Below are 21,925 nucleotides of genomic sequence, written 5' to 3' on the forward strand. Positions count from 1 at the left end.
CCGCGCGGGAGCACCGAACCCGTCCGGTGGCGGGGGACAGCACCGGCGCCCGAACCCACGATGGAACCGCTCACGATTCCCGCTTCCGGCGCGCCACGGACCGGCGGCGGACGTCGGCCATCTCACGGGGGAGCCCACACAGCCATGAACCGAATCACCCGTCGCATCGGCAGCGCGAGCGCCCGCCGGCCTTGGGTCACCATCGCCACGTGGGTGGTTGCCCTCCTCCTGGTACTGCCCCTGGCCGGAACGGTGGGCGGCTCGTTCGTCGACGACCTGGTCGCTCCCGGCAGCCAGAGCGAGAAGGCGATGGAGCTGCTCGAAGAGCGCTTCCCGGAAGCGTCCGGCGGCGAAGCCATGGCGGTCTTCGCCGCGCCGGAAGGGGAGCGACTGGAGCGCCACCGTTCTGCCGTCGACGCCGCGGTCGCCCGGATCGCCGACGTGGAGCACGTCGCCACCGCGGCCGATCCCTTCACCGCCGGCACGCTCTCACCCGACGGACGCATCGGCTTCGCCCGGATCACGTTCGACGTACCCGCGATGGACGTGGACCCCGAGGAGATCTCGGCCCTCACCGACGCGATCGGCCCCGCACGCGGGGACGGTGTCGTCGCCGAACTGGGTGGCGACGCCGTCTTCATCAACGCCGAGACCAAGACATCGGGTGCGGAGGCGGCGGGCCTGCTGACCGCACTCGTCATCCTGGTGGTGGCCTTCGGCACGATCGTCGCCGCACTCGTACCGATCGCGCTCGCCCTGGTGGCCGTCGCCGCCGGCCTGGGCAGCGTCGTGCTGCTGGCCAACGCGATGGACGTCTCCACCGCCGCCCCCACGATCGGCGCGATGATCGGCCTGGGCATCGGCATCGACTACGCCCTGTTCATCGTGGCCCGTCACCGCGAGAACCACGCCTCCGGCCAGGACAACGCCACCGCACTGTCGAACGCCATGGGTTCCTCGGGCGCGGCCGTCCTGTTCGCCGGTGGCGCCGTCGTCGTGGCGATGGCCGCTCTCACACTGACCGGCCTGGGCTTCCTGACGTCGATCGGCCTGAGTACCGCCCTGGTCGTTCTCTTCGCCGTGGCGAGCGCCCTGACGCTGCTGCCCGCCCTGCTGTCGCTCCTCGGCGACCGAGTCCACCAAGGACGCAGAGCACGCCGCCGGGGCCGCAAGCGCACTCTCAAGAAGCCCGAGGACACGGCATGGTGGCGTTTCGCCCACCGTGTGTCCGGCCGGCCGTGGCGCCATCTGCTCGCCGCATCCGCCGTCCTGCTCGCGCTGGCCGCCCCGGCGCTGCGCATGGAGACCGGCTTCCCCGACGCCGGCGACGACTCCACGAGCACCACCCACCGCCGCGCCTACGACCTGCTCGCCGAGGGTTTCGGCCCGGGCTTCAACGCCCCCCTGCTGATCGTCGCCGACCTGACCCGCCCCGGCGCCGACGCCGAGGACGTCCCCGCACTGTCCCGGCGCATCGCCGCCGTCCCCGGCATCGCCACGGTCGGCGAGCCACAGACCTCGGCGGCCGGCGACACCGTCGTGCTGCCCGTGCTCCCCACCACCGCCCCCGCGGACGCCGAGACCTCCCGGACCCTTCAGCGGGTCCGTGACCTCGTCCCCGACAACGTCTCCGTATCCGGCCTGACCGCCATGACCGACGACCTCACCGAGCAACTCGCCCACACCCTGCCGGCCTTCATCACCGCGATCCTGGCAGCGTCGTTCCTGCTGCTGATGGTGATGTTCCGCTCCGTCGCACTTCCACTGAAGGCCGTTGTGGTCAACCTCCTGTCCATCGGCGGGGCCTACGGCGTGGTGGTCGCCGTCTTCCAGTGGGGCTGGCTCGGGGCCCTGTTCAACCTGGAGGGCACCTTCCAGATCGCCTCGCCCATGCCGACGATCTTCTTCGCTGTCCTGTTCGCCCTGTCCATGGACTACGAGGTGTTCCTGCTCTCGCGCGTGCGCGAGGAGTACGACGCCACGGGCGACCCAAGTGAGTCGGTGGCACGCGGCATGGCTGCCACGGGCCGTGTGATCACCTCTGCCGCACTGATCATGACGGTGGTGTTCCTCAGCTTCGTCGCCAACCCGTCGCCGCTCGTCAAGATGATGGGCCTGGGCCTGGCGACCGCGATCGTGCTCGACGCGACCATCGTCCGCATGGTGCTCGTACCCGCGACCATGGCGCTGCTGGGACGCGCGACCTGGTGGCTGCCCCGCTGGCTCGACCGTCGGCTGCCCCGCATCGGCGTCGAGGACGCCGACCGGCAGCCGCACCCCGAGCCGGTACTCGCTCCCGCGGCCGGGAGCCGCTGAGGCATGAGAACAAGGCGGCTTACCCTGGGCCAATGGACGGTGAGGAACCGGACGTCCGGGCCGAAGATGTGCTGGTACTGATTCAGCATCCGTTCGGCGATCTCTGGCCCACGCTCGCCACATGGATGGACCGCGGCCCCGGCCCCCGAAGGGGGCTTCGGCCCGTGGCAGCACGGTCACGGCTGACCGGTGAGATGTTGCCGTTGACGGTGATCCCGCTGCGGTACCGGAACGACGACGAATCACGTGCCGCCATCCAGCGCGGTGAGTTCACCGACCCATGGGCAGATCCTCCGGCGCCGTGACGGAAATCTACAGCGCGAAGAAGGCGGCTCCTCTGCGAGTTGGAAATGCGCGGCCACGACCGCGAACCCCCTCGCCCCGAGCGGGCTCTGTCAGCTGCACGATCACCACAACGAGTTGGGGTGCACGGCACTCGCAACCAAGCAACGGGCCGTCGTGGTCCTCAACACCTTTCGCGCGGTGGCAGATCTGCCTCCCGGGTGCTGCGTTTGTCATGGGCGACCGGTGACAGGCGTGACTGTACGCCGCCGTATGCCTGTCGGAGTCTGGTGACGACCCAGCGGGAGGTGACACATGGAGTAGAGATACGAGGTCTTCTGTCTCGCCGATGACTCCTTCTACGAGACCCCGGATCGCCTCTTCGGTGCCGTCGACGGCACACCGCAGTTCTACGAACCCGCCCACCGGCCCACGCCGGACGGCTGGCGCGGGCCTCGAAGTATGCCGGGCGAGGCGCCAGCGGGAAGTTCGCCACCCTCTATCCGAGCGATGAGGAACAACTCCACCACGCCCTCAAGGAGTTGGGCGAGCTGCTGGACGGCGAGCCGGGACCGTACATTTCGCTCCTCGGCCGGCCCTGCCGCGAGGAGCGGAGGAGACACCGAACGGCGACGCGCCCACGGCACATCCCCGCAGTTCAGCGCACCCTCCCCCGAGGTTTGAGCGCCCCCGGCGGCAGTTGGGGAGCAGGCAGCGGCGCCCCGTCGTACCCCTTCACCTCACCGAACCGCGCCCCGTCCATCCAGTCCGAACGGGCCTGTTCAATGTCCTCCTGCGACCGCCCGATGAAGTTCCACCACATGATCAGTTCCTCCTCGAAGGGTTCGCCGCCGAGGAGCATGAGGCCCGCGTCCGACTCGGCGCGCAGGGGCAGGTCGGAGCGTCCGCAGCCGAGGTAGAGCATGGAGCCCGGGAGGACCGGCACCCCGTCGACACGGGCTTCGCCGGACATGGACAGGACGGCGTACTCGAAGTCCGGCTCCAGCGGAAGGCGTACGTCGGCGCCTTGGGCGAGGGCCAGGTCGGCGCCGACGATCGGGGTGTACGTCGTACCGGGTGAGGTGGCGCCGTCGACGGAGCCGAGGATGAGCGTGGCTCGGAGACCGGGAGCCGTGACGACGGGCAGTTCGGCGTGGTACTCGAAGCGCGGGTCGGTGTGGCGGTGGCCGTCGGGCAGGGCGACCCACAGCTGTGCCCCGTGCAGGAAGCGGGCGTGCGACTTCGGGCTCTCCTCCGAATGGGCGATGGCCCGGCCGGACGTCATCAGGCCCAGCTCACGCGAACGGATCGTCTGGAGGCTGCCGGTCGAGTCGCGGTGCAGCACCTCACCCTCGTGCAGCCAGCTGACGGTCTGCAGGCCCATGTGCGGATGCGGCGGGACCTGCATGCCGGGCTCGTCGGCGATGTCGTCGGGGCCGTAGTGATCGACGAAGCACCAGGCACCGACCATGCGTCGGCCCAAGTTGGGCAGCAGGCGGCGGACTTCGGTGGACTCGCCGAGCTTGACCTTGCGGGGGCTGAGGAGCTCGCGCACCGGTTCGGCCACCACGAAACCCCGGCCGCCGCACAGAGCGGGAACCGCCTCACGCTCAAGATTGCTCATGACGCTCAACCTAGCCCCGTGAAGGCCTCTCCGTCAGGCCCGTCCCCCGGACCGCCGAGCGCCACATGGCGCAGAACCGGCGCACGCGCCCGATACTAGCCATGGATATAGTAGCCATGTACCGTATCTCTCATGAGCACTCCACCCGAGGGCGCGACGCCCGGATTCCTCGTCTGGCGCCTGTCGATGAAGTGGCGGGTTGCCGTGGACCGGGCGGTGGCGCCCCTGGGCCTCACCCACGCGCAGTACTCGCTGGTGGCGTCGCTGCACGGCATGCACCGCGCCGGACTCCGCCCCAGCCAGCGGCAACTCGCCGACCACACCGGACTCGAACCGCTGTACGTGTCGAAGCTCGCCCGGGCCCTGGAGGCCGCCGGTCTCGTCGAGCGCGCCCGGGATCCCGCCGACCCCCGCGCGGTGCGGCTGTCGCTGACCGAGCAGGGCCAGGAGGTCACTCGCCGCGCGATCAAGGTCGTACACGGGCTCCTGGAGCAGTTGCTCACCCCCCTCGGGGGTCTCGACAGCCAGCGCGTCCAGACGTTCGGCCGCGAGCTGGCGACCCTGCTCGACGCACCTCTTGATCCACTCACCGAGAACGAGACGGAGCAGTCATGACCACCAGCACACCCACCGTCGACGGCCGGGTCATAGGCCTGGCCCACTACGCGGGCCGCGCCGTCCTCGAGCGCGTACTGGCCGGCAGCGGCCACACGTTCACCCAGTTCGTGACGCTCAGGGCCGCCGCGGTCGCCGGCGACTTCGTAGAGCGCGACCGGCTGGTGGACGGCGTGACCGGGGCGCTGAAGATCGAAGCACCGGCCATACAGGCCGCCGTCGACGAGCTGACGACCACTCACCTGCTCGAAGGGGCTCGCACGGAGAACTCCCGGCTGCGCGTCACGGACGCCGGCCGACGACTCTACGAGTGCGTCGCCTCCAAGACCGCCGAGGCCTCCGCCCGCATCTACGCCGGCATCCCGCCCGAGGACCTGGCGACGGCGGGCCGCGTACTGGCACTTGTCACCGAGCGGGCGAACGCCGAACTGGCTCGCACATAGCCTGCAGGCGAGGTCGCGGACATCCCACACGGTCGGCACAGTCGCCACGGTCGACACAGTCGTGGAATATTCAACAAAACTGGGCCGTTGTGGCCGTCGAAGGAGGTCGACGGTGGACACGACGTACTACGACCACGGAACGGCCGCGGAGCGCTGGGAGCGTGCGCGGATGTTCTTCGACGCCAAGGACTACGCCGCGGCGGCACGGACCCTGGACGGCCTGGTCGAGGAGGTGCCGGAGCAGGTCGGACCACGGCTGCTGCTGGCCCGCGCGTACTACCACTCGGCCCAACTGCGCCGAGCCGAGGCCCAGTTGCGGGTGCTCGTCGAGCGCGACCCCGCGGAGCACTACGCCCGCCTGATGCTCGGGCGCACGCTCCAGCGGCAGGGGCGGCACGAGGAGGCCGAGCCGCACATGAAGCTCGCCTCGGCTCTCGCCGGGGACTTCGAGTCACTGTGAGCACCTGCCACCGCGAGTCCCTGGGCGCTACAGGTGTGCGGCGCGTACGGGCGGGGTGAGTGCAATCGCCCCGCCCGCACCCGTACCGCCCACGACAGCGCCGGCGACTACTGGGCGTACGTGCGCTTGCCGCGGCGGTACGCGATCTCGCCGAGGGTCACGTCCACGGCGACGAAGAGCGCCAGGGGGATGCCCAGAAGTGGCACGAAGTAGCCGAGGACGGCGATGGCGGCCATCAACGGGACGAGGACGTGGGCGGGGACCTGCTGCCAGGCACCGCGCGGGATGGGGCGGCCGAAGGCGGAGTCGCGGCCGCGCTGCCACCACATGCGGTAGCCCCACAGGATCAGCAGGATCAGGCTGAGGGCGAGGGCTATCAGGGCAAGCTGGTTGACGACGCCGAAGAGGACTCCGGTGTGTGCGTCGATGCCCCAGCGGGTCAGCTTCGCCAGCACGGGATAGTCGGCGAAGCGCACCACGTCGATCACCTCGCCGGTCGTCGGCTCCACCGCGACCGCGTCCTGCTTGGTGGGCCAGCTGCGCTGGATCTGCTTGACGACGTACGCGGACGACGCGTCGGCCGGCGGCACGATCTCCACCGGGTCGCTCAGGCCCTCGGCGTGCGCGGCCGCAAGGACCTTGTCGAGGCCGACACCGTGCTCGACGCCTCCCCCGGCCGAGGCCGACCCGTGGCCGGCGTGCTCGCCGCCCGCCGCCGACACCGAAGGGGTGGCCTGGTGGAGCGAGGTACGCAACGTGTCGATGTGGGACCCGGCGTACGCCGACCAGGTCAGGCCCGTCGCCGACAGGAAGAAGAACCCGGCCGCCGCCCAGACGCCGACCGTGCCATGCAGACCCAGCGTGCGGCGGCGGCCGCTGGTGCCGCGGAGCTTCCGCTGCGTACGGCGGCGGCTGAACCACAGGACCAGGCCGCCGCCCGCGATCACCCACAGCCAGCTGGCCGCCAGTTCGCTGTAGAGGCGGCCGGTCTCTCCGAGGTGCAGGTTCGCGTGGAACTGGTCGATCCAGGTGCGCAGCGGGAGCGCGCCGGTGGATCCGTACTGTTCCAGTGCGCCGCGCACCTTCCCGGTGTACGGGTCGACGAAGACCGCGAGAGTGCGGTCCTCCTCGACGCCCGGCACGCCGGACAGCAGCACCCTGGTGGTCGCGTCCGCCTCCGGCGAGGGGCGTACGGCGGAGACCGTGCCCTTCGGGTGGGCCTTGCGGGCGGCGGCGACCTGCTCGGAGATGGGCAGCTCGCGGTCGCCGACCGGGACGGTCATCTCATGCCCGTACATGATCTTCTCGGCCTGGAACGACGCCGCGTACAGCAGCCCGGTGGTGGCCGCGACGAGCAGGAAGGGGGCGACGAGGATCCCGGCGTAGAAATGCAGCCGCAGCACCAAGGGGCGCAGCGCCGCCCAAGGGCCGCGCGGTGGCGCGGCCCTGACGGATTGCGGGGCCTCGGGGGAATCATCCGTCTCGGTCGAGGGAGCGGTGGTCATCAGCTGGCTTCTCCGGTCGGACAGGGGACGGGCCGTGCTCGGCCGTGGCGATCCAGAAGTCGGGTCACGGAGGCGGCGAGTTCCCGGGCATTTTCGTGGCGTGCGTCACACTGGGGCTCCGGTCGTCCCGACGCTCCGCGTGCGGTACGGGCTCGCGTGGGGCGATCCGTGTTGGCATGCTGGCGCGATGGCATCTCCCGTTGATCGCACATCCCTCAGGGACCAGGTCGAGGAACTCCTCGCGGGTACCGGCCCGTTGCCCATCGTCAGTGCCGGCGATCCGGTGCTGCGTCGCGTCGCCGAACCCTTCGACGGGCAGCTGGACCCGGCGCTGCTGAGGCGCTTCATCAGCGCCCTGCGCGACACGATGTACGCGGCGCCGGGCGTCGGCCTCGCCGCGCCGCAGGTGGGCGTACCCCTGCGCCTCGCGGTCATCGAGGATCCGGCGCCGGTGCCGGACGAGGTGCGCGAGGCGCGCGGCCGGGTACCGCAGCCGTTCCGCGTTCTGGTCAACCCGGAGTACGAGCCCGAGGGTGCCGGCCGCGCCGCGTTCTTCGAGGGCTGCCTGAGCGTCCCGGGCTGGCAGGCGGTGGTGGCCCGACCCCACCGCGTACGCCTCCGGTGCCTGGATGAACTCGGCCGACCGGTCGACGAGTTGTTCACCGGCTGGCCCGCCCGCATCGTCCAGCACGAGACGGACCACCTGAACGGCACGCTCTACCTGGACCGTGCGGAGCTGCGCTCCCTGTCCTCGAACGAGGCGATGGTGCAACGGTGGACACAGCCGACTCCCCGGCGGGCGGCCGCGGAACTCGGCTTCGCCTGGGACGAGGAGAGGTGAGGGCACCGGGCCCACATGCCCGGTGCCCTCAAGCCCTCAACTCCTCAAGGCACCGTCCGCAAGGGGCCTCACCGGCCCAGGTCGGCATAGCGGACGACTTGGTGCGCGAGTGCGCTGACCGCGGCCAGCTCGGCCGCCGAGACCAGCAGCAGGAGCCAGTACAGCGGCCCGAACAGCCAGTACACGACGAGGGCGGCGAACGGGGCCACGCAGAACGCCAGCAGGTCCACGGCGAGTTGGATCCGCTTTCGGGAGTGGCGGCGGTCGTCGCTGCGGTGTGCCGACTCCCAGCCGAAGACTTCGGGGTTGCCCGGCGCGAGTTCCTTGAGCCTCGGGGCCAGTTCGTCCCGTACGTAGCGGCCGATCGCCGAGATCTTCTCGTCGTTGACGAGGTAGGTCCAGCCGAGGAGCACCGAGAGCGGGGGCAGCAGCAACAGCATTTCGACGTGACCGCCGCGGGCCAGCGTGGAGCCGATGACAGCTGCCATGACGCCGAGGGTGGCGTACAGAAGGTTGTCGCGAAAGCCGATGCGGGCCCGCTGTTCCTGCTTGACCTGGTCGTATTCGGCGAGCAGGACTTGACCGGCGTCGATCAATGCTGTTCCCCCTATCCCCAGTACGTCCCTGTCCCCTGTACGTACCTCCTGTACGTACCTACCCCCTGTACGTCTCCAACAGCCGCAGCCACACCTCGCTCACGGTCGGATATGCCGGTACCGCGTGCCAGAGCCGGTTCAGCGGGACCTCTCCGGCGACCGCGATCGTCGCGGAGTGGAGGAGTTCGCCTACTCCGGGGCCGACGAAGGTGACGCCGCGGAGGATTTCCTCGTCGAGGTCGACGATCATGCGGGCACGGCCGCGGTAGCCGTCGGCGTAGAGACTGGCGCCGGCGACCGAGGAGAGGTCGAAGTCGACGGCGCGGACGCGGTGGCCGGCCTGTTCCGCCTCGGCGAGGGAGAGGCCGACCGCGGCCGCCTCCGGGTCGGCGAAGACGACCTGGGGGACGGCGGCGTGGTCGGCGGTGGCGGCGTGGGCGCCCCACCGGTCGGACTCCAGGAGGGGTACACCGGCGGCGCGGGCCGCGATCGCGGCGCCCGCGATACGAGCCTGGTACTTGCCCTGGTGGGTCAGCAGCGCACGGTGGTTGACATCGCCCACCGCGTACAGCCACTCGCTGCCCGTCACCCGGCAGCTGTCGTCGACCGTGAGCCAGGAGCCGGGCTCCAGGCCGACCGTGTCGAGCCCGATGTCGTCGGTGCGCGGAGCGCGGCCGGTGGCGAAGAGGATCTCGTCGGCCTCGATCCGGTCGCCCCGGTCCGTCGTGACCACGACCGTCGGGCCCTCCCGCGTGACCGACTCCACCGATGTGCCGGTCCGCACGTTCGCGCCGGCCTCCGCCAGCGCTTCGGCCACCAGCTCTCCGACGAAGGGCTCCATACGGGGCAGCAGGCCTTTGCCGCGGACGAGGACGGTGACCTCGGAGCCGAGGGCCTGCCAGGCGGTGGCCATCTCGACACCGACGACACCGCCCCCGACGACCACGAGACGGCCCGGTACCGCCTGGGCGCCGGTGGCATCGCGGCTGGTCCACGGCTTGACCCGGTCTATGCCCGGCAGGTCCGGCACGGCGGCGCGGCTTCCCGTGCAGACGGCCACGGCGTGCCGGGCGGTGAGCACGTGCCGCTCGCCCTCGGGCCCGTCGACGGTGACCTGGCGCGGTCCCGCGAGGCGTCCGTGGCCGCGGTAGAGGACGGCTCCTGTGCTCTCGAGCCACTGGACCTGGCCGTCGTCCTTCCAGTGGGAGGTGAAGGAGTCACGGCGGGCGAGGACCGCCGTGGCGTCGAGGGGCCCCTGCACGGACTGGCTCAGGCCGGGCAGACGGCGGGCGTCCGCACGGGCGAGGACCGGGCGCAGCAGCGCCTTGCTGGGCATGCACGCCCAGTACGAGCATTCGCCGCCGACCAGCTCACTCTCCACGACCGCCGTGGCGAGGCCGGCCGCGCGAGCGCGGTCGGCGACGTTCTCCCCCACGGGTCCGGCTCCTAGTACCACTACGTCGTACGCGATGGATTCCGATTCCGTCATGGGCTCAGTCTGGTTGTTGGTGTGCGTCGTTTCCACACGGGTACGTGCGCGGAATACGCCGCCGGACGGCTCCGTTGTCGCCAGCGGAGCCCCGACACCAGGAAGTGGGAATCAACGCCATGAGCAGCACCGTGGAGCTCACCAAGGACAACTTCGATCAGATGGTCACGGACAACGAGTTCGTCCTGATCGATTTCTGGGCGTCCTGGTGCGGTCCGTGCCGGCAGTTCGCGCCCGTCTATGAGAAGGCGGCGGAGTCCAATCCCGACCTGGTCTTCGGCAAGGTGGACACGGAGGCGCAGCCGGAACTGGCAGCGGCCTTCAACATCCAGTCGATCCCGACGCTGATGATCGTCCGTGACCAGGTGGCCGTCTTCGCCCAGCCCGGGGCGCTGCCCGAGTCCGCCCTGACGGACGTCATCGGGCAGGCCCGGAAGCTGGACATGGACGAGGTCCGCAAGTCCATCGCGCAGGAGCAGGGCCAGCAGGCCGAGCAGGCGGAGTAGGACCAGCGGGGCCGGTGGCCGGACAGGGGTGGTGAGTGGAACGGGTGCCCGCCTAGAACGGGTACCCCGCCACGTCACCGCGCACCGTCGTCCACCGCACGTCGGTGAACGCCTCGAGGTTGGCCTCGCCGCCGAACCGGGCGCCGGTGCCGGAGGCGGCAAGTCCGCCGAAGGGTGCGACGGCCTCGTCGTTGACGGTCTGGTCGTTGATGTGGACGATCCCGGTGGGTATGCGCTCGGCCAGCTCCAGGCCGCGCGCGCTGTCGGCGGTCACGATGCCGAGGGACAGCCCGTACGGCCCCGTCGCGGCGAGGGCCGCGGCCTCGTCGAGCGTGCTGAAGGAGCGGACGGGCGCGACGGGGCCGAAGACCTCCTCTGAGTACGCCGGGATCCGGTCGTCGACGTCGGCGAGGACGGTCGGCCGGTAGAACAGCTCCTCGTGCGTGCCGCCGGCCGCCAGCTTCGCGCCGAGGGCGGTGCTGGACTCGACCAGGCCGTGGATCTTCCCCAGTTGGGCGCGGTCGATGATCGGCCCGAGGTGGACCTGCTCGCGGTGCGGGTCGCCGACGGCGAGCGAGTCGGCCTTGGCGGCGAGCCGCTCCACGTACTGGTCGTACAGCGAGGCGTGCACCAGGTGGCGGCCGGTCGTCATGCAGATCTGGCCCTGGTGGAAGAAGGAGCCCCAGGCCGCCGTGGAGATCACGGCGTCGATGTCGGCGTCCTCCAGGACGACGAGGGCGGAGTTGCCGCCCAGCTCCAGGTGTGCGCGCTTGAGGTGGCGCCCGGCGGCCTCGCCGACGGCGCGTCCGGCGGCGGTGGAGCCGGTGAAGGAGATCACCGGCACCTGGGGGTCGGCGACGAGTGCCTCGCCCGCGTCGGGTCCGCCGGGCAGCACGTGCAGCAGTTCCCCGGGCAGGCCCGCCTCGGCGAAGATCGCCGCGAGTGAGAGTCCGCCGCAGACGGCGGTGCGCGGGTCGGGCTTGAGGACGACGCCGTTGCCGAGCGCGAGCGCCGGGGCGACGGAGCGTATGGAGAGGATCAGCGGGGCGTTGAACGGGGAGATCACGCCGACGACGCCCACCGGAACGCGTCGTGTGTAGGAAAGGCGCGGTGCCTCGGAGGGCAGCACCTGGCCGGCCGGACGGGAGGCGAGTGCGGCGGCCTCGTAGCACTCCTGGGCGGCGACGTGCAGTTCGAAGTCGGCCTTGCCCGGTATGGAGCCGGACTCGCGCACGATCCAGTCGCGCAGTTCGTCGGCGTGCGCGGTGAACAGGTCACCGGCCTTGCGCAGCACGGCGGCGCGCACGAAGTGAGGGGTGCGGGCCCAGTCGTGCTGGGCGGCGTGAGCCGCCCGCGTGGCCGCCCGGACATCCTCGCCGGTGGCGAGCGTGACGGCGCCGAGCGTGTCGCCCGTGGCCGGCTCCGTGACGGCGTACTCAGCCCCCGACAGGGTGCGGGACTGCCAGGTCTTCGGGTCGAGCAGCGGCATGCCTGATCTCCGATCGATGACTCACGGGGGATGCGGAACCCCCATGTAGTTGAGCATGCAACATCTTAGTCATGTCGTACGACGGCACGGGCGAGAACGCGTACTCAGCTCGATGCGCGGTGCAGGACCGTCGCCCCCAGTACCTCGTGCGTCTCGGGCGGGGCACCGAAGTCGCGCACCGCGCGGTCGACCAGTTCGGCGAGCTCCTGTCCGGACGGCAGCTCGATGTGGACGGTGCTCAGACGCGGGCGCAGCAGTCGCCCGAGCATCAGGTCATCGGCGCCGATGACGGCCGTCTCGTCCGGGATGGGGATGCCCTCGTCCTGAAGAGCCCTCATCAGCAGCATCGCGTACTCGTCGTTGTACGCGAACACGGCATCAAGGCCCAGCGACCGCCAGCGCGCGGCGAGTTGGGCCGCGGACTGCTCCTCGTAGGCCAGCGGTACCTCGGTCAGCGTCGCGTCCGTACCCTGCAGCGCCTGGCGTACGCCTTCGAGCCGGGGCTTGGCGAAGATGTTCAGGCCGGGGTCCTCGGGCATCACCACACCGATCCGGCGACGGCCCCTGGCCAGCAGGTGCGCGCCGGCGCTGCGGCCGACCACACTGTGGTCCATGAGCAGTGCGTGCGCGCCCTCGACGCGCTCGGGTCCTAAGGTGAGGACGGCGCGGGCGCCTGAGCGTTTGAGGACGGCCACGCCCTGCGGGCCGAGCCCGCTGCCGGGCACCAGCACGGCGACCGGCCGCAGCTCAGCCCAGGCGCGGGCCGCCTCGTCGCCCTGGAGGCCGACACTGCCGTACTGCACGACGGTGTAGTCGAAACGGCTGAGCGCCCACTGGAGTTCGTTGAAGAACTGGCTGTAGAGCGGGCCGACCGGCACGGCCGGCGCGGGCATCAGCACCATCCGGCTGTGCCCGGCGCGCAGGCTGCGGGCGGCCGCGTGCGGGACGTATCCGAGTTCCTTGGCTGCCTGGCGGACACGGCGGCGCGTGGGCTCGCTGATCCGTACGGCGCTGGCGTTGTTCAGGACGTAGGAGACGGTCGCGCGTGAGACCCCCGCGAGACGGGCCACATCCGCGCTCGTCGGCACGGAGTACTGCGGGGTCGAGGTCGGGGCGGGATGTTCCGGTATCTGCACCATGACGTATCGCATCTTTGCAGAGGCCCGGTGTGAGGACAGGGCCGGGTCGGCCTCCGCTCGGCGCGGCCGAATCCAGGGGTGTACCGCGGCCGAATCCAGGTGTGCGCGGGGAAGTCCCGGATCTCGTACCGCATCTGTTCCCAGGAGGTTACCGTTCGGTAGTCTATGTGCTTCCGGAGGTGTCCCGTATGGCTCCCGACCGTGCCGCAGGACTGGCCGAGTGCGCTCGCGCCCTCGCCGAGGGCGAGGTGTCGTCGCGGACGCTCGTCGAGGAGACGCTGGCCAGGATCGAGGCGACACAGGGCACGCTCAACGCCTTTCGTCTGGTGCGCGCCGAGGCGGCACTCGCCGAGGCCGACGCCGCCGACCGGGAGCTGGCCGCGGCCGCGCGACGCGCCGACCGCGAGCGGCCGTTGCTCGGGGTGCCGGTGGCCGTGAAGGACGACATGGACGTGGCGGGCGAACCGACCGCGTTCGGGTGCTGCGGGGAGTTTCCGCCGGTGGCCGGCGACGGCGAGGCGGTACGCCGACTGCGGGCGGCCGGGGCCGTGATCATCGGCAAGACGAACACATGCGAGTTCGGGCAGTGGCCGTTCACCGAGGGACCCGCCTTCGGTGAGACCCGCAACCCGTGGCACACCGAGTACACGCCGGGTGGCTCGTCCGGCGGTTCGGCGGCCGCGGTCGCGGCGGGCCTGGTCCCTGCCGCGCTGGGCTCGGACGGCGCGGGCTCGGTGCGGATCCCGGCCTCCTGGACCCATCTGATCGGGATCAAGCCGCAGCGCGGCCGGATCTCGACCTGGCCGCGCCCGGAGTCGTTCCAGGGCATCACGGTCAACGGAACACTCGCGCGCACCGTCGAGGACGCCGCGCTGCTCCTGGACGCGGCGAGCGGCCAGCACGAGGGCGATGTGCACCGCCCGCCCGCGCTGCGCGTGGCGGACGCGGTGGGCCGGGAGCCGGGCCGGCTGCGGATCGCCCTCTCACTGAAGCCCCCGTTCACCGCGCTGCCCGCACGGCTGCGGCCCGATGTACGGGCTCGGGTCGTCGCGCTCGCGGAGCGGCTGGCCTCGCTCGGGCACGAGGTCGAGGAGGCCGACCCGCCATACGGGCCGATCGGGCTGACGTTCGTCCCGCGCGCCACGGCCGGGATCGCCGAGCGGGTCCGCGAGGCGCCCCACCCCCAACTGCTCGACCGGCGCACGCGCGGCGCGGCCCGCCTGGGCCGACTTCTCGGTGGCGCCCCGTTGCGGGTGGCCCGGCGCGCCGAGGCGACGCTGCACCGGCGCGTCGGCGCGCTCTTCGACACGTACGACGTGGTCCTCGCGCCGACCACGGCCACTCCCCCGCCGCGCATCGGCGCCCTCGCGCAGCTGAACGGACTGGGCACCGACCGCGCCATGATCGCGGCCTGCCCGTACGCGTGGCCGTGGAACGTGCTGGGGTGGCCCGGAGTGAACGTCCCCGCGGGTCTTGTGGGCGATGGGCTGCCCGTGGGCGCGCAGCTCCTCGGCCCGGCGAACAGCGAACCACTTCTGGTCTCGCTGGCCGCTCAGCTGGAGGCGGACCTGCGGTGGCACGAACAGTGGCCGACCGCTCAATTCGACGGCGCCGCAGAGGAGTTCAGGCCGCCCGCTGAGGCATAGGGGGTGTCGTTCGGATCTACCCTGGGTGTCATCGGCCGCCCCGCTCGGCGGACGGAAGACGGCAAGCCCTAACGTGACCCGCGTGACTGCCTTCACCGATGACGCGCACGCTTCCGAAGTCCCCGGCCGCCACGGCCCGTCGGCGACCACCGAGGCCGAGCCCCGCGAGGTGGGCCGCGTCCGCACGGAGTACTCGCCCGCGCACGACGGCGACCCCGACCCGGGCGAGATCGTCTGGACGTGGGTGCCCTTCGAGGAGAACGACGGGCGGGGCAAGGACCGCCCGGTGCTGGTCGTCGCCCGCGAGGCGGCCGGGACCCTGCTCGCCGTCCAGCTGTCGAGCAAGCGGCACGACGGTGACCGGGAGTGGGTGCCGATCGGCAGCGGCCCGTGGGACCGGTCGGGGCGCGACTCGTGGGTGGCCGTGGACCGGGTGCTGCGGCTGCACGAGACGGGGATGCGCCGGGAGGCGTGCGCGCTGGACCGGATGCGGTTCAACCTGGTGGTGCACCGGCTGCGGGAGCGCTACGGCTGGCGCTGATCGCCCTGCCCGGCCTCCGTGCCCGCCACCGCCACCACCCCCGCGCCGGTCGCGACTCCGGCTCCGGCTCCGGCTCCGGCTCCGGCTCCGGCTCCGGCGAACGCTCGCTCGAAAGCGCCCCGGACCACCGTTCCCGGCGTACGGTCGAGCACGCCGAACACGACGTGCTCGAAGGAGCCGGAGAAACGGCCGCCGTCGCCCAGCAGGGCGCGGAACGCGCCCGCGACCTGCTCCGGATCGTTCTGGAACACTCCGCATCCCCAGGCGCCGAGCACCAGCCGCCGATAGCCGCCCGCCACGGCCGTCTCCAGAACCCGCTCGGCCCGGGCTCCGAGGGCGCGCGGGAGTTCGGCCGCGCGCTCTGGCGTGGTGCGCCGGACGACACCGGCGTTGGGTGCGGCGGCGGTCAGGAAGCCGACGGTGTACGGCTCGTCGAGCAGGCGGCCCCGGTCGTCGCGGAAGACCGGCACGGCCGGCGAGTGAATCACCCGATCGCTGTAGAACGCGTCGCGGTGTGTGCGGTGATGGTCGTAGAACTCGCGTGCCCGCAGCACGCAGGCGTACAGCGCGGAGGCCCGGCACAGGGCCTCTTCCTGGGCCTGGGCGCCGTTCAGGTAGCCCCCGCCGGGGTTGCGTGCCGAGGAGAAGTTCAAGACCGCGACCGGGCCGGTGTGCCGTTCGGAGCCGGTGAGCCGACGGGCCGCCTCCAGGCTGCTCTCGCCTGTGACCTCGAAGAACGTGGGTACGGGAGCGGCCCGCGGAATGTCCACCGGACCGGGCCCGTACATGCGCGTGCCCTCCTGGGCGGCGGCCACCGCCGCGGCGATCGAGACCTCGCGCCCGTCGGGCGCCTGGTACGAACCCGCCGCGACGATCTCCTCCGTCTGCCGTGCGATGCCCCGCAGGCGCGCGCTCATGGCGTCACCCCCGTGGACGCCGCGATCGCGCCCCACGCGATCTCCCCCGTCGTGCTCATGAACGCATCGTGAGCGATCCTTGTACTGCGCCGCAACAGAGTTTCCCGGCCCCAAGAGCACCCATACGCACCCTTGTGCGAATCGACGCGAGGGTTTTGGGTGGACGGATGGTTGTCGACCCGGCCCATCCGACACCCGGGCCGGCGGCATGGTGGAATCTCAGGAGGATCCCGACATGTCAGATTCGGTAAGTGACTGTACGGAGTCCCGCTCCGCCGTCACCGAAGCCGAAGTGGAGGCCCTGATACGGGGCATCTGCTTCAAGACGGGGCCGCCCCGTTTCCTCGGTGTCGAAGTGGAATGGCTTGTCCGCGAGCTGCGTTCACCGCGGCTCCCCGTACCACCCGAACGACTCGAAGCGGCCTACGCCGCACTGCGAATGCTGCCCCTGCGGTCGAGACTCACGGTCGAACCCGGGGGCCAACTGGAGCTCAGCTCCTCACCCGCCGCCTCCCTCATGGAGTGCATCGGCTCCGTCTCCGCCGACCTCGACGCCGTACGCGCGGTACTGCGCGAGGCGGATCTCGGACTCACCGGAATGGGCCAGGACCCCTGGCACCCGCCCACCCGCTTCCTCCATGAGCCGCGCTACGACGCCATGGAGAGCTACCTCGACCGCACGGGTCCCGAGGGCCGGGCCATGATGTGCAGCTCGGCCTCCGTCCAGGTGTGCCTGGACGCCGGGTACGAGGAGCCGGGGCCTCTCGGGCATGTGCGGCGCTGGTGGCTGGCGCACCTGCTGGGCGCGGTCCTGGTGGCCGCGTTCGCACACTCGCCGATGGCCCAGGGCCGGCCCACCGGCTGGCGCTCGACCCGGCAGTCCCTGTGGACCGCGATGGATCCGGGCCGCGCCTGCGCCCCGCCTCTCGACGGCGATCCACGGGCGGCCTGGGCGCGCCACGTGCTGGACGCGCCGGTGATGTGCGTACGGGCGCCGAACGGCGGCGCCTGGGACGTACCGGAAGCCATGAGTTTCCGTGCGTGGACCCGGTCCGGCGCGCCGCCGGACCGGGAGGATCTCGACTACCACCTGACGACCCTGTTTCCGCCCGTGCGTCCGCGGGGCCATCTGGAACTCCGCATGATCGACGCACAGCCGGGCGACGACGGATGGATCGTGCCGCTCGCCGTGACGACGGCGTTGTTCGACGACGCGGAGGCGACCGAGATCGCCTACCGGACGGTCAAACCCCTTGCGGAGCGGGCCGGTTCGCTGGCGGCTCCGCGCAATCCGCTGTGGCTCGCGGCCGCCCGCTCGGGGCCGGCCGATCCCGAACTGCGCGAGGCCGCGATCACCTGTTTCGAGGCGGCGGCCGAGGCCCTGCCCAGGCTCGGCGCCACCCCCGAAGTGCAGGGCGCCGTCGCGGAGTTCATCGACCGCTACGTGGCCCGGGGCCGCTGCCCCGCCGACGACCTGATCGACGTCCACGGGCGGGCCGACACCCCCGGCCCGATCGATCGAGACCACGGCACGGAACACCTGCTTCACCGGAAGGACATCCGCACATGACCGACCCCGCCTTCCTCACCGATCCGGAGACGCTCCGGGAGCGTGCGCTGGCGGCGCTGACCCGGGCACGCGACCGCACCGCGCTGCTGACCTCCTGCGTGGAGGATCCCGACCTCACCGCGCAGCACTCGCCGTTGATGTCACCGCTGGTCTGGGACCTCGCGCACATCGGCAACCAGGAGGAGATGTGGCTGCTGCGGGAGGTCGCGGGCCGTGAGGCGATACGGCCCGAGATCGACGGCCTGTACGACGCGTTCGAGCACCCGCGCGCCGAGCGGCCCTCCCTGCCGCTGCTGCCGCCGGACGAGGCCCGCCGCTATGCCGCCGAGGTGCGCGGCAGGGCGCTCGACGTCCTGGAGAGCACGGCGTTCCGCGGCACGCGGCTGACCGAGGCGGGCTTCGCCTTCGGCATGATCGCGCAGCACGAACAGCAGCACGACGAGACCATGCTGATCACCCATCAGCTGCGCAAGGGGCCCGCGGCCCTCACCGCGCCGGACCCCGCGCCCGCGCCGCCGTTCACCGGGCCGGCCGAAGTCCTGGTCCCCGGCGGCCCGTTCACCATGGGCACCTCGGCCGAGCCATGGGCGCTGGACAACGAACGACCCGCGCACCAGCGATTCGTACCGCCGTTCTTCATCGACACCACGCCGGTGACGAACGCCGCGTACCAGGCGTTCATCGCGGACGGCGGCTACACCGACCCGCGCTGGTGGGATTCCGACGGCTGGTCCCACATCCGCGCGCACTCCGTCGAGGCCCCACTGTTCTGGCGCCGCGAGGGCGGCGAATGGCTGCGGCGGCGCTTCGGGGTGACCGAGCTCGTGCCGCCCGACGAGCCGGTGCTGCACGTCAGCTGGTACGAGGCGGACGCGTACGCGCGCTGGGCGGGGCGACGGCTGCCCACCGAGGCCGAGTGGGAGAAGGCGGCCCGCCACGACCCGGCGGCCCGCCGCTCCACGCGCTACCCGTGGGGTGACGCCGATCCGACTCCCGAGCAGGCCAACCTCGGCCAGCGCCATCTGCGCCCGGCCCCCGCCGGAAGCTACCCGGAGGGTGCGTCGCCGCTCGGCGTACGGCAGTTGATCGGTGACGTGTGGGAGTGGACGGCCAGCGACTTCCTGCCGTATCCGGGCTTCACGGCCTTCCCGTACAGGGAGTACTCGGAGGTGTTCTTCGGGCCGGAGCACAAGGTGCTGCGCGGCGGCTCGTTCGCCGTCGACGCGGTGGCCTGCCGGGGGACGTTCCGCAACTGGGACTATCCGATCCGGCGGCAGATCTTCTCCGGTTTCCGTACGGCACGGGACGCCGCTCCGGGGACGGAGACGTCCTGATGTGCCGTCACCTCGCCTACCTGGGACCCGAGGAGCCGCTCGGCCGGCTCCTCGTGGAACCGGCGCACAGTCTGTTCCGCCAGTCGTGGGCGCCGCGCCGGCAGCGGCACGGAACGGTCAACGCCGATGGTTTCGGGGTCGGTTGGTACGCGCAAGGGGATCCCGTGCCCGCGCGGTACCGGCGTACCGGGCCCATCTGGGGCGATCAGTCCTTCGCCGACCTGGCGCGGGTGGTGCGCTCGGGCGCGCTGCTCGCCGCGGTGCGCGACGCGACCGTGGCGGGCGCGGACGGGGAGGCCGCGGCGGCACCGTTCGCCGCGGGGCGCTGGCTGTTCAGCCACAACGGCGCGATCAGCGGCTGGCCGCGCTCCCTGGCACCGCTCGCACGGACCCTGCCGCCCGCCGAACTGCTGTCGCTGGAGGCGCGTTGCGACTCGGCCCTCGTATGGGCCCTGGTCCTGAACCGGCTGAGCGGCGGCGACGAGGCGGGGCAGGCGCTCGCCGACACGGTGCTGGACGTCGCGGCGGCGGCGCCCGGCTCGCGGCTCAACCTCCTGCTCACCAACGGCGAGACGATCGCCGCGACCGCCTGGGGCGACACCCTCTGGTATCTCACCGAGCCCGGCCGGCGCACGGTCGTGGCGTCCGAACCGTACGACGACGATCCGCACTGGCAGGAGGTACCCGACCGCACCCTGCTGGCCGCGAGCCGCACGGACGTCCTGCTCACGCCACTCAAGGACGTCGAAGAGCACCTGGCACCCGACCCACCCGAGGAGCCCACCTCGTGAGCCCGTTCCTGGTCACCCGCACCCTGCCCGAGGACGCCACCGACGCCGCGCTGCGCGCCGACGTCCTGCACGGCCTCACCCGCACCCCCAAGACGCTGCCGCCGAAGTGGTTCTACGACGCCCACGGCAGTGAACTCTTCGAGAAGATCACCGAACTGCCCGAGTACTACCCCACGCGCGCGGAGCGCGAGATCCTCGTCGCGCGCGCCGCGGAGATCGCCCGGGCGACCGGGGCACGCACCCTGGTCGAGCTCGGCTCCGGCTCGTCCGACAAGACCCGGCACCTGCTCGACGAGCTGCCCGACCTGCACACGTACGTGCCGGTCGACGTCAGCGAGAGCGCGCTCACACAGGCCGGGCAGGCACTGATCGCCGAGCGCCCGTCGCTCGCCGTGCACGCGCTGATCGCCGACTTCACCAGCGGCCTCGCGCTGCCCGGCACCCCAGGTCCGCGGCTGGTCGCCTTCCTGGGCGGCACGATCGGCAATCTGCTGCCCGACGAACGCGCCACGTTCCTGGCCTCCGTACGGTCGCTCCTGTCCCCCGGCGACGCCCTGCTGCTCGGCACCGACCTGGTGAAGGACGAGTCCGTGCTGGTCGCCGCCTACGACGACGCGGCCGGGGTGACGGCCGCGTTCAACAAGAACGTGCTGACCGTCGTCAACCGCGAACTCGGCGCCGGCTTCGACCCCGACGACTTCGCCCATGTGGCCCTCTGGGACCCGGAGCGGGAGTGGATCGAGATGCGGCTGCGCGCTCTCGCGCCGCTGACCGTGAAGGTCCCCGCGCTCGACCTCGCCGTGGATTTCGCGGACGGCGAAGAGATGCGGACCGAGGTGTCCGCGAAGTTCCGTGAAGAAGGGGTACGCGGTGAACTGGCCGCGGCCGGGCTGGAGCTGACGCACTGGTGGATGGATGAGGAGGGTCGGTTCGCACTGTCGCTCAGCGTGGCCCGGTGACGGGTCGCGGACGTCCGCACCGTGCGGCACCGTGGAATGACGCGTGGCACACCCGCCACCGCGGAGAGGAGCATTCGCATGACCAACCACACGTACCGGGTCACCGAGATCGTCGGGACCTCGCCGGAGGGCATCGACCAGGCGATCCGCAACGGGATCGACCGGGCCTCGCAGACCCTGCGCAACCTGGACTGGTTCGAGGTCACGCAGGTCCGCGGCCAGATCGAGGGCGGGCAGATCGAGCACTACCAGGTCGGCCTGAAGGTCGGCTTCCGGCTGGAGGACGGGGAGTGACTCCTCCCCGCTAGGCGAGGCCGCTCAGGTGCGGCCCTCGCGCTCCTGCGCCACCTTCAGCGCCGCGGACGTGACCGCCCAGCGCGCCCGTACGACCGTGAAGCCCGCCCGCTCGGCGTCCTCGCACACCAGCTCGTCGTCGTCCACGAGCACCCTCACCTCGCGGTGCCGTGCGAGGCCGCGGAGGATCTCCAGCTTGGTGCGCCGGGCGGGCCTGCGGTCGTCGTTGCGGCGCATCCAGATGCGCCCGTCGGGCAGCCCCTGCGCGGCGAGCCAGGCCACCGTGTCCTTGCGGCACCGCTCGGGCCGTCCGGTCAGATAGACGACCTCGCACTCCTGCGCCTGCCGCAGCGCCAGCGCCACCCCCTCGGCCAACGGCGGATCGTTCGTGGCCGCCGCGAAGAAGGCGTCCCAGTCCCGCGGCTTACGCTCCAGAAAGCACTGCCGGTGCGCGGTGTCAGCGAGCGTGCCGTCGAGGTCGAACACCGCGAGCTGCCTGTTGTTGTCCGTCACGTCGCCAACCCTAGAGCCGACCGCCCCGCCCCCGGCACAGCCCTGCTCATCCACC

General features: G+C 71.7%; 22 protein-coding genes and 1 pseudogene. 15 read left to right on the top strand and 8 right to left on the bottom strand.

Features of this window, described 5'->3' with window-relative positions:
* Positions 1-144 precede the first annotated feature (144 nt).
* From FGD71_RS32835 to FGD71_RS49285, 3 genes and pseudogenes are all read left to right on the top strand, one after another.
* Positions 145-2,316, top strand: coding sequence for an MMPL family transporter (locus FGD71_RS32835; protein WP_119104206.1), 2,172 nt, complete (start codon positions 145-147; stop codon positions 2,314-2,316).
* Positions 2,317-2,348: 32 nt separating this feature from the next.
* On the top strand, positions 2,349-2,621 hold the full coding sequence (locus FGD71_RS32840) for a hypothetical protein (protein ID WP_119104207.1): 273 nt from the start codon (positions 2,349-2,351) through the stop codon (positions 2,619-2,621).
* Between the two features lie 301 nt (positions 2,622-2,922).
* A pseudogene (locus FGD71_RS49285) lies at positions 2,923-3,179 on the top strand (class III lanthionine synthetase LanKC N-terminal domain-containing protein); the annotation flags it as partial.
* 77 nt (positions 3,180-3,256) lie between these two features.
* Here the strand turns inward: FGD71_RS49285 and FGD71_RS32845 are convergent.
* Positions 3,257-4,222, bottom strand: coding sequence for a pirin family protein (locus tag FGD71_RS32845; RefSeq protein WP_119104208.1), 966 nt, complete (start codon positions 4,220-4,222; stop codon positions 3,257-3,259).
* Positions 4,223-4,354: 132 nt separating this feature from the next.
* On the opposite strand from FGD71_RS32845, the gene FGD71_RS32850 reads away from it, so the two are divergent.
* The 3 genes from FGD71_RS32850 (at position 4,355) to FGD71_RS32860 (ending at position 5,740) form a co-directional block, all read left to right on the top strand.
* Entirely contained in the window at positions 4,355-4,837 is a 483-nt protein-coding gene (locus tag FGD71_RS32850; RefSeq protein ID WP_119104209.1) for a MarR family winged helix-turn-helix transcriptional regulator, read from the top strand.
* Positions 4,834-5,280 (top strand): MarR family transcriptional regulator, encoded by a 447-nt coding sequence (locus FGD71_RS32855; RefSeq protein WP_119104210.1) that lies wholly within the window; start codon positions 4,834-4,836, stop codon positions 5,278-5,280. The genes FGD71_RS32850 and FGD71_RS32855 overlap by 4 nt, the downstream gene beginning before the upstream one ends.
* Before the next feature lie 112 nt (positions 5,281-5,392).
* Complete coding sequence (locus FGD71_RS32860; protein ID WP_119104211.1) at positions 5,393-5,740, top strand: tetratricopeptide repeat protein; 348 nt, start codon at positions 5,393-5,395, stop codon at positions 5,738-5,740.
* A gap of 107 nt (positions 5,741-5,847) precedes the next feature.
* Here FGD71_RS32860 and FGD71_RS32865 read toward each other — a convergent pair whose 3' ends face one another.
* On the bottom strand, positions 5,848-7,245 hold the full coding sequence (locus FGD71_RS32865; protein WP_119104212.1) for a PepSY-associated TM helix domain-containing protein: 1,398 nt from the start codon (positions 7,243-7,245) through the stop codon (positions 5,848-5,850).
* Between the two features lie 187 nt (positions 7,246-7,432).
* On the opposite strand from FGD71_RS32865, the gene FGD71_RS32870 reads away from it, so the two are divergent.
* Positions 7,433-8,086 (top strand): peptide deformylase, encoded by a 654-nt coding sequence (locus FGD71_RS32870; RefSeq protein ID WP_119104213.1) that lies wholly within the window; start codon positions 7,433-7,435, stop codon positions 8,084-8,086.
* A gap of 68 nt (positions 8,087-8,154) precedes the next feature.
* On the opposite strand, the gene FGD71_RS32875 is transcribed toward FGD71_RS32870, so the two are convergent.
* On the bottom strand, positions 8,155-8,682 hold the full coding sequence (locus FGD71_RS32875) for a hypothetical protein (RefSeq protein WP_119104214.1): 528 nt from the start codon (positions 8,680-8,682) through the stop codon (positions 8,155-8,157).
* A 58-nt stretch (positions 8,683-8,740) separates the two neighbouring features.
* Entirely contained in the window at positions 8,741-10,171 is a 1,431-nt protein-coding gene (locus FGD71_RS32880) for a dihydrolipoyl dehydrogenase family protein (protein WP_119104312.1), read from the bottom strand.
* Between the two features lie 119 nt (positions 10,172-10,290).
* Between FGD71_RS32880 and trxA the strand changes: the two genes are divergently transcribed.
* Positions 10,291-10,677, top strand: coding sequence for a thioredoxin (trxA, locus tag FGD71_RS32885; RefSeq protein ID WP_119104215.1), 387 nt, complete (start codon positions 10,291-10,293; stop codon positions 10,675-10,677).
* Positions 10,678-10,729: 52 nt separating this feature from the next.
* On the opposite strand, the gene FGD71_RS32890 is transcribed toward trxA, so the two are convergent.
* Complete coding sequence (locus FGD71_RS32890) at positions 10,730-12,166, bottom strand: benzaldehyde dehydrogenase (protein ID WP_119104216.1); 1,437 nt, start codon at positions 12,164-12,166, stop codon at positions 10,730-10,732.
* A gap of 104 nt (positions 12,167-12,270) precedes the next feature.
* Positions 12,271-13,305, bottom strand: a complete 1,035-nt coding sequence (locus tag FGD71_RS32895; RefSeq protein WP_119104217.1) for a LacI family DNA-binding transcriptional regulator — start codon at positions 13,303-13,305, stop codon at positions 12,271-12,273.
* 188 nt (positions 13,306-13,493) lie between these two features.
* Here FGD71_RS32895 and FGD71_RS32900 point away from each other — a divergent pair, with 188 nt between their 5' ends.
* Positions 13,494-14,951, top strand: coding sequence for an amidase (locus tag FGD71_RS32900; protein ID WP_119104218.1), 1,458 nt, complete (start codon positions 13,494-13,496; stop codon positions 14,949-14,951).
* Between the two features lie 82 nt (positions 14,952-15,033).
* Positions 15,034-15,492 carry a type II toxin-antitoxin system PemK/MazF family toxin gene (locus FGD71_RS32905; RefSeq protein ID WP_119104219.1) on the top strand — a complete coding sequence of 153 codons (459 nt, stop codon included), beginning with the start codon at positions 15,034-15,036 and terminating at the stop codon, positions 15,490-15,492.
* On the opposite strand, the gene FGD71_RS32910 is transcribed toward FGD71_RS32905, so the two are convergent.
* Positions 15,477-16,409 carry a TIGR02452 family protein gene (locus FGD71_RS32910; RefSeq protein ID WP_162931295.1) on the bottom strand — a complete coding sequence of 311 codons (933 nt, stop codon included), beginning with the start codon at positions 16,407-16,409 and terminating at the stop codon, positions 15,477-15,479. The two genes, FGD71_RS32905 and FGD71_RS32910, sit on opposite strands and share 16 nt — an antisense overlap.
* Before the next feature lie 235 nt (positions 16,410-16,644).
* Here FGD71_RS32910 and egtA point away from each other — a divergent pair, with 235 nt between their 5' ends.
* The 5 genes from egtA (at position 16,645) to FGD71_RS32935 (ending at position 21,357) form a co-directional block, all read left to right on the top strand.
* The gene (egtA, locus tag FGD71_RS32915; RefSeq protein WP_119104221.1) at positions 16,645-17,979 is read left to right on the top strand and encodes an ergothioneine biosynthesis glutamate--cysteine ligase EgtA; all 1,335 of its coding nucleotides are present in this window, start codon (positions 16,645-16,647) and stop codon (positions 17,977-17,979) included.
* Positions 17,976-19,313 carry an ergothioneine biosynthesis protein EgtB gene (egtB, locus tag FGD71_RS32920; RefSeq protein WP_119104222.1) on the top strand — a complete coding sequence of 446 codons (1,338 nt, stop codon included), beginning with the start codon at positions 17,976-17,978 and terminating at the stop codon, positions 19,311-19,313. Before egtA ends, egtB begins: the two co-directional genes overlap by 4 nt.
* Positions 19,313-20,104 carry an ergothioneine biosynthesis protein EgtC gene (egtC, locus tag FGD71_RS32925; RefSeq protein WP_119104223.1) on the top strand — a complete coding sequence of 264 codons (792 nt, stop codon included), beginning with the start codon at positions 19,313-19,315 and terminating at the stop codon, positions 20,102-20,104. Before egtB ends, egtC begins: the two co-directional genes overlap by 1 nt.
* Positions 20,101-21,063, top strand: a complete 963-nt coding sequence (gene egtD, locus FGD71_RS32930; RefSeq protein WP_119104224.1) for an L-histidine N(alpha)-methyltransferase — start codon at positions 20,101-20,103, stop codon at positions 21,061-21,063. Before egtC ends, egtD begins: the two co-directional genes overlap by 4 nt.
* Positions 21,064-21,141: 78 nt before the next feature.
* Positions 21,142-21,357: a dodecin gene (locus FGD71_RS32935; protein WP_119104225.1), complete on the top strand. Its 216-nt coding sequence runs from the start codon at positions 21,142-21,144 to the stop codon at positions 21,355-21,357.
* Between the two features lie 24 nt (positions 21,358-21,381).
* Here the strand turns inward: FGD71_RS32935 and FGD71_RS32940 are convergent, their stop codons facing one another.
* On the bottom strand, positions 21,382-21,870 hold the full coding sequence (locus FGD71_RS32940; protein WP_119104226.1) for a phosphatase domain-containing protein: 489 nt from the start codon (positions 21,868-21,870) through the stop codon (positions 21,382-21,384).
* Positions 21,871-21,925 lie beyond the last annotated feature (55 nt).

Origin of the sequence: Streptomyces sporangiiformans, assembly GCF_005768555.2 — a bacterium.
In the GTDB taxonomy this organism is placed as follows: Bacteria; Actinomycetota; Actinomycetes; order Streptomycetales; family Streptomycetaceae; genus Streptomyces; species Streptomyces sporangiiformans.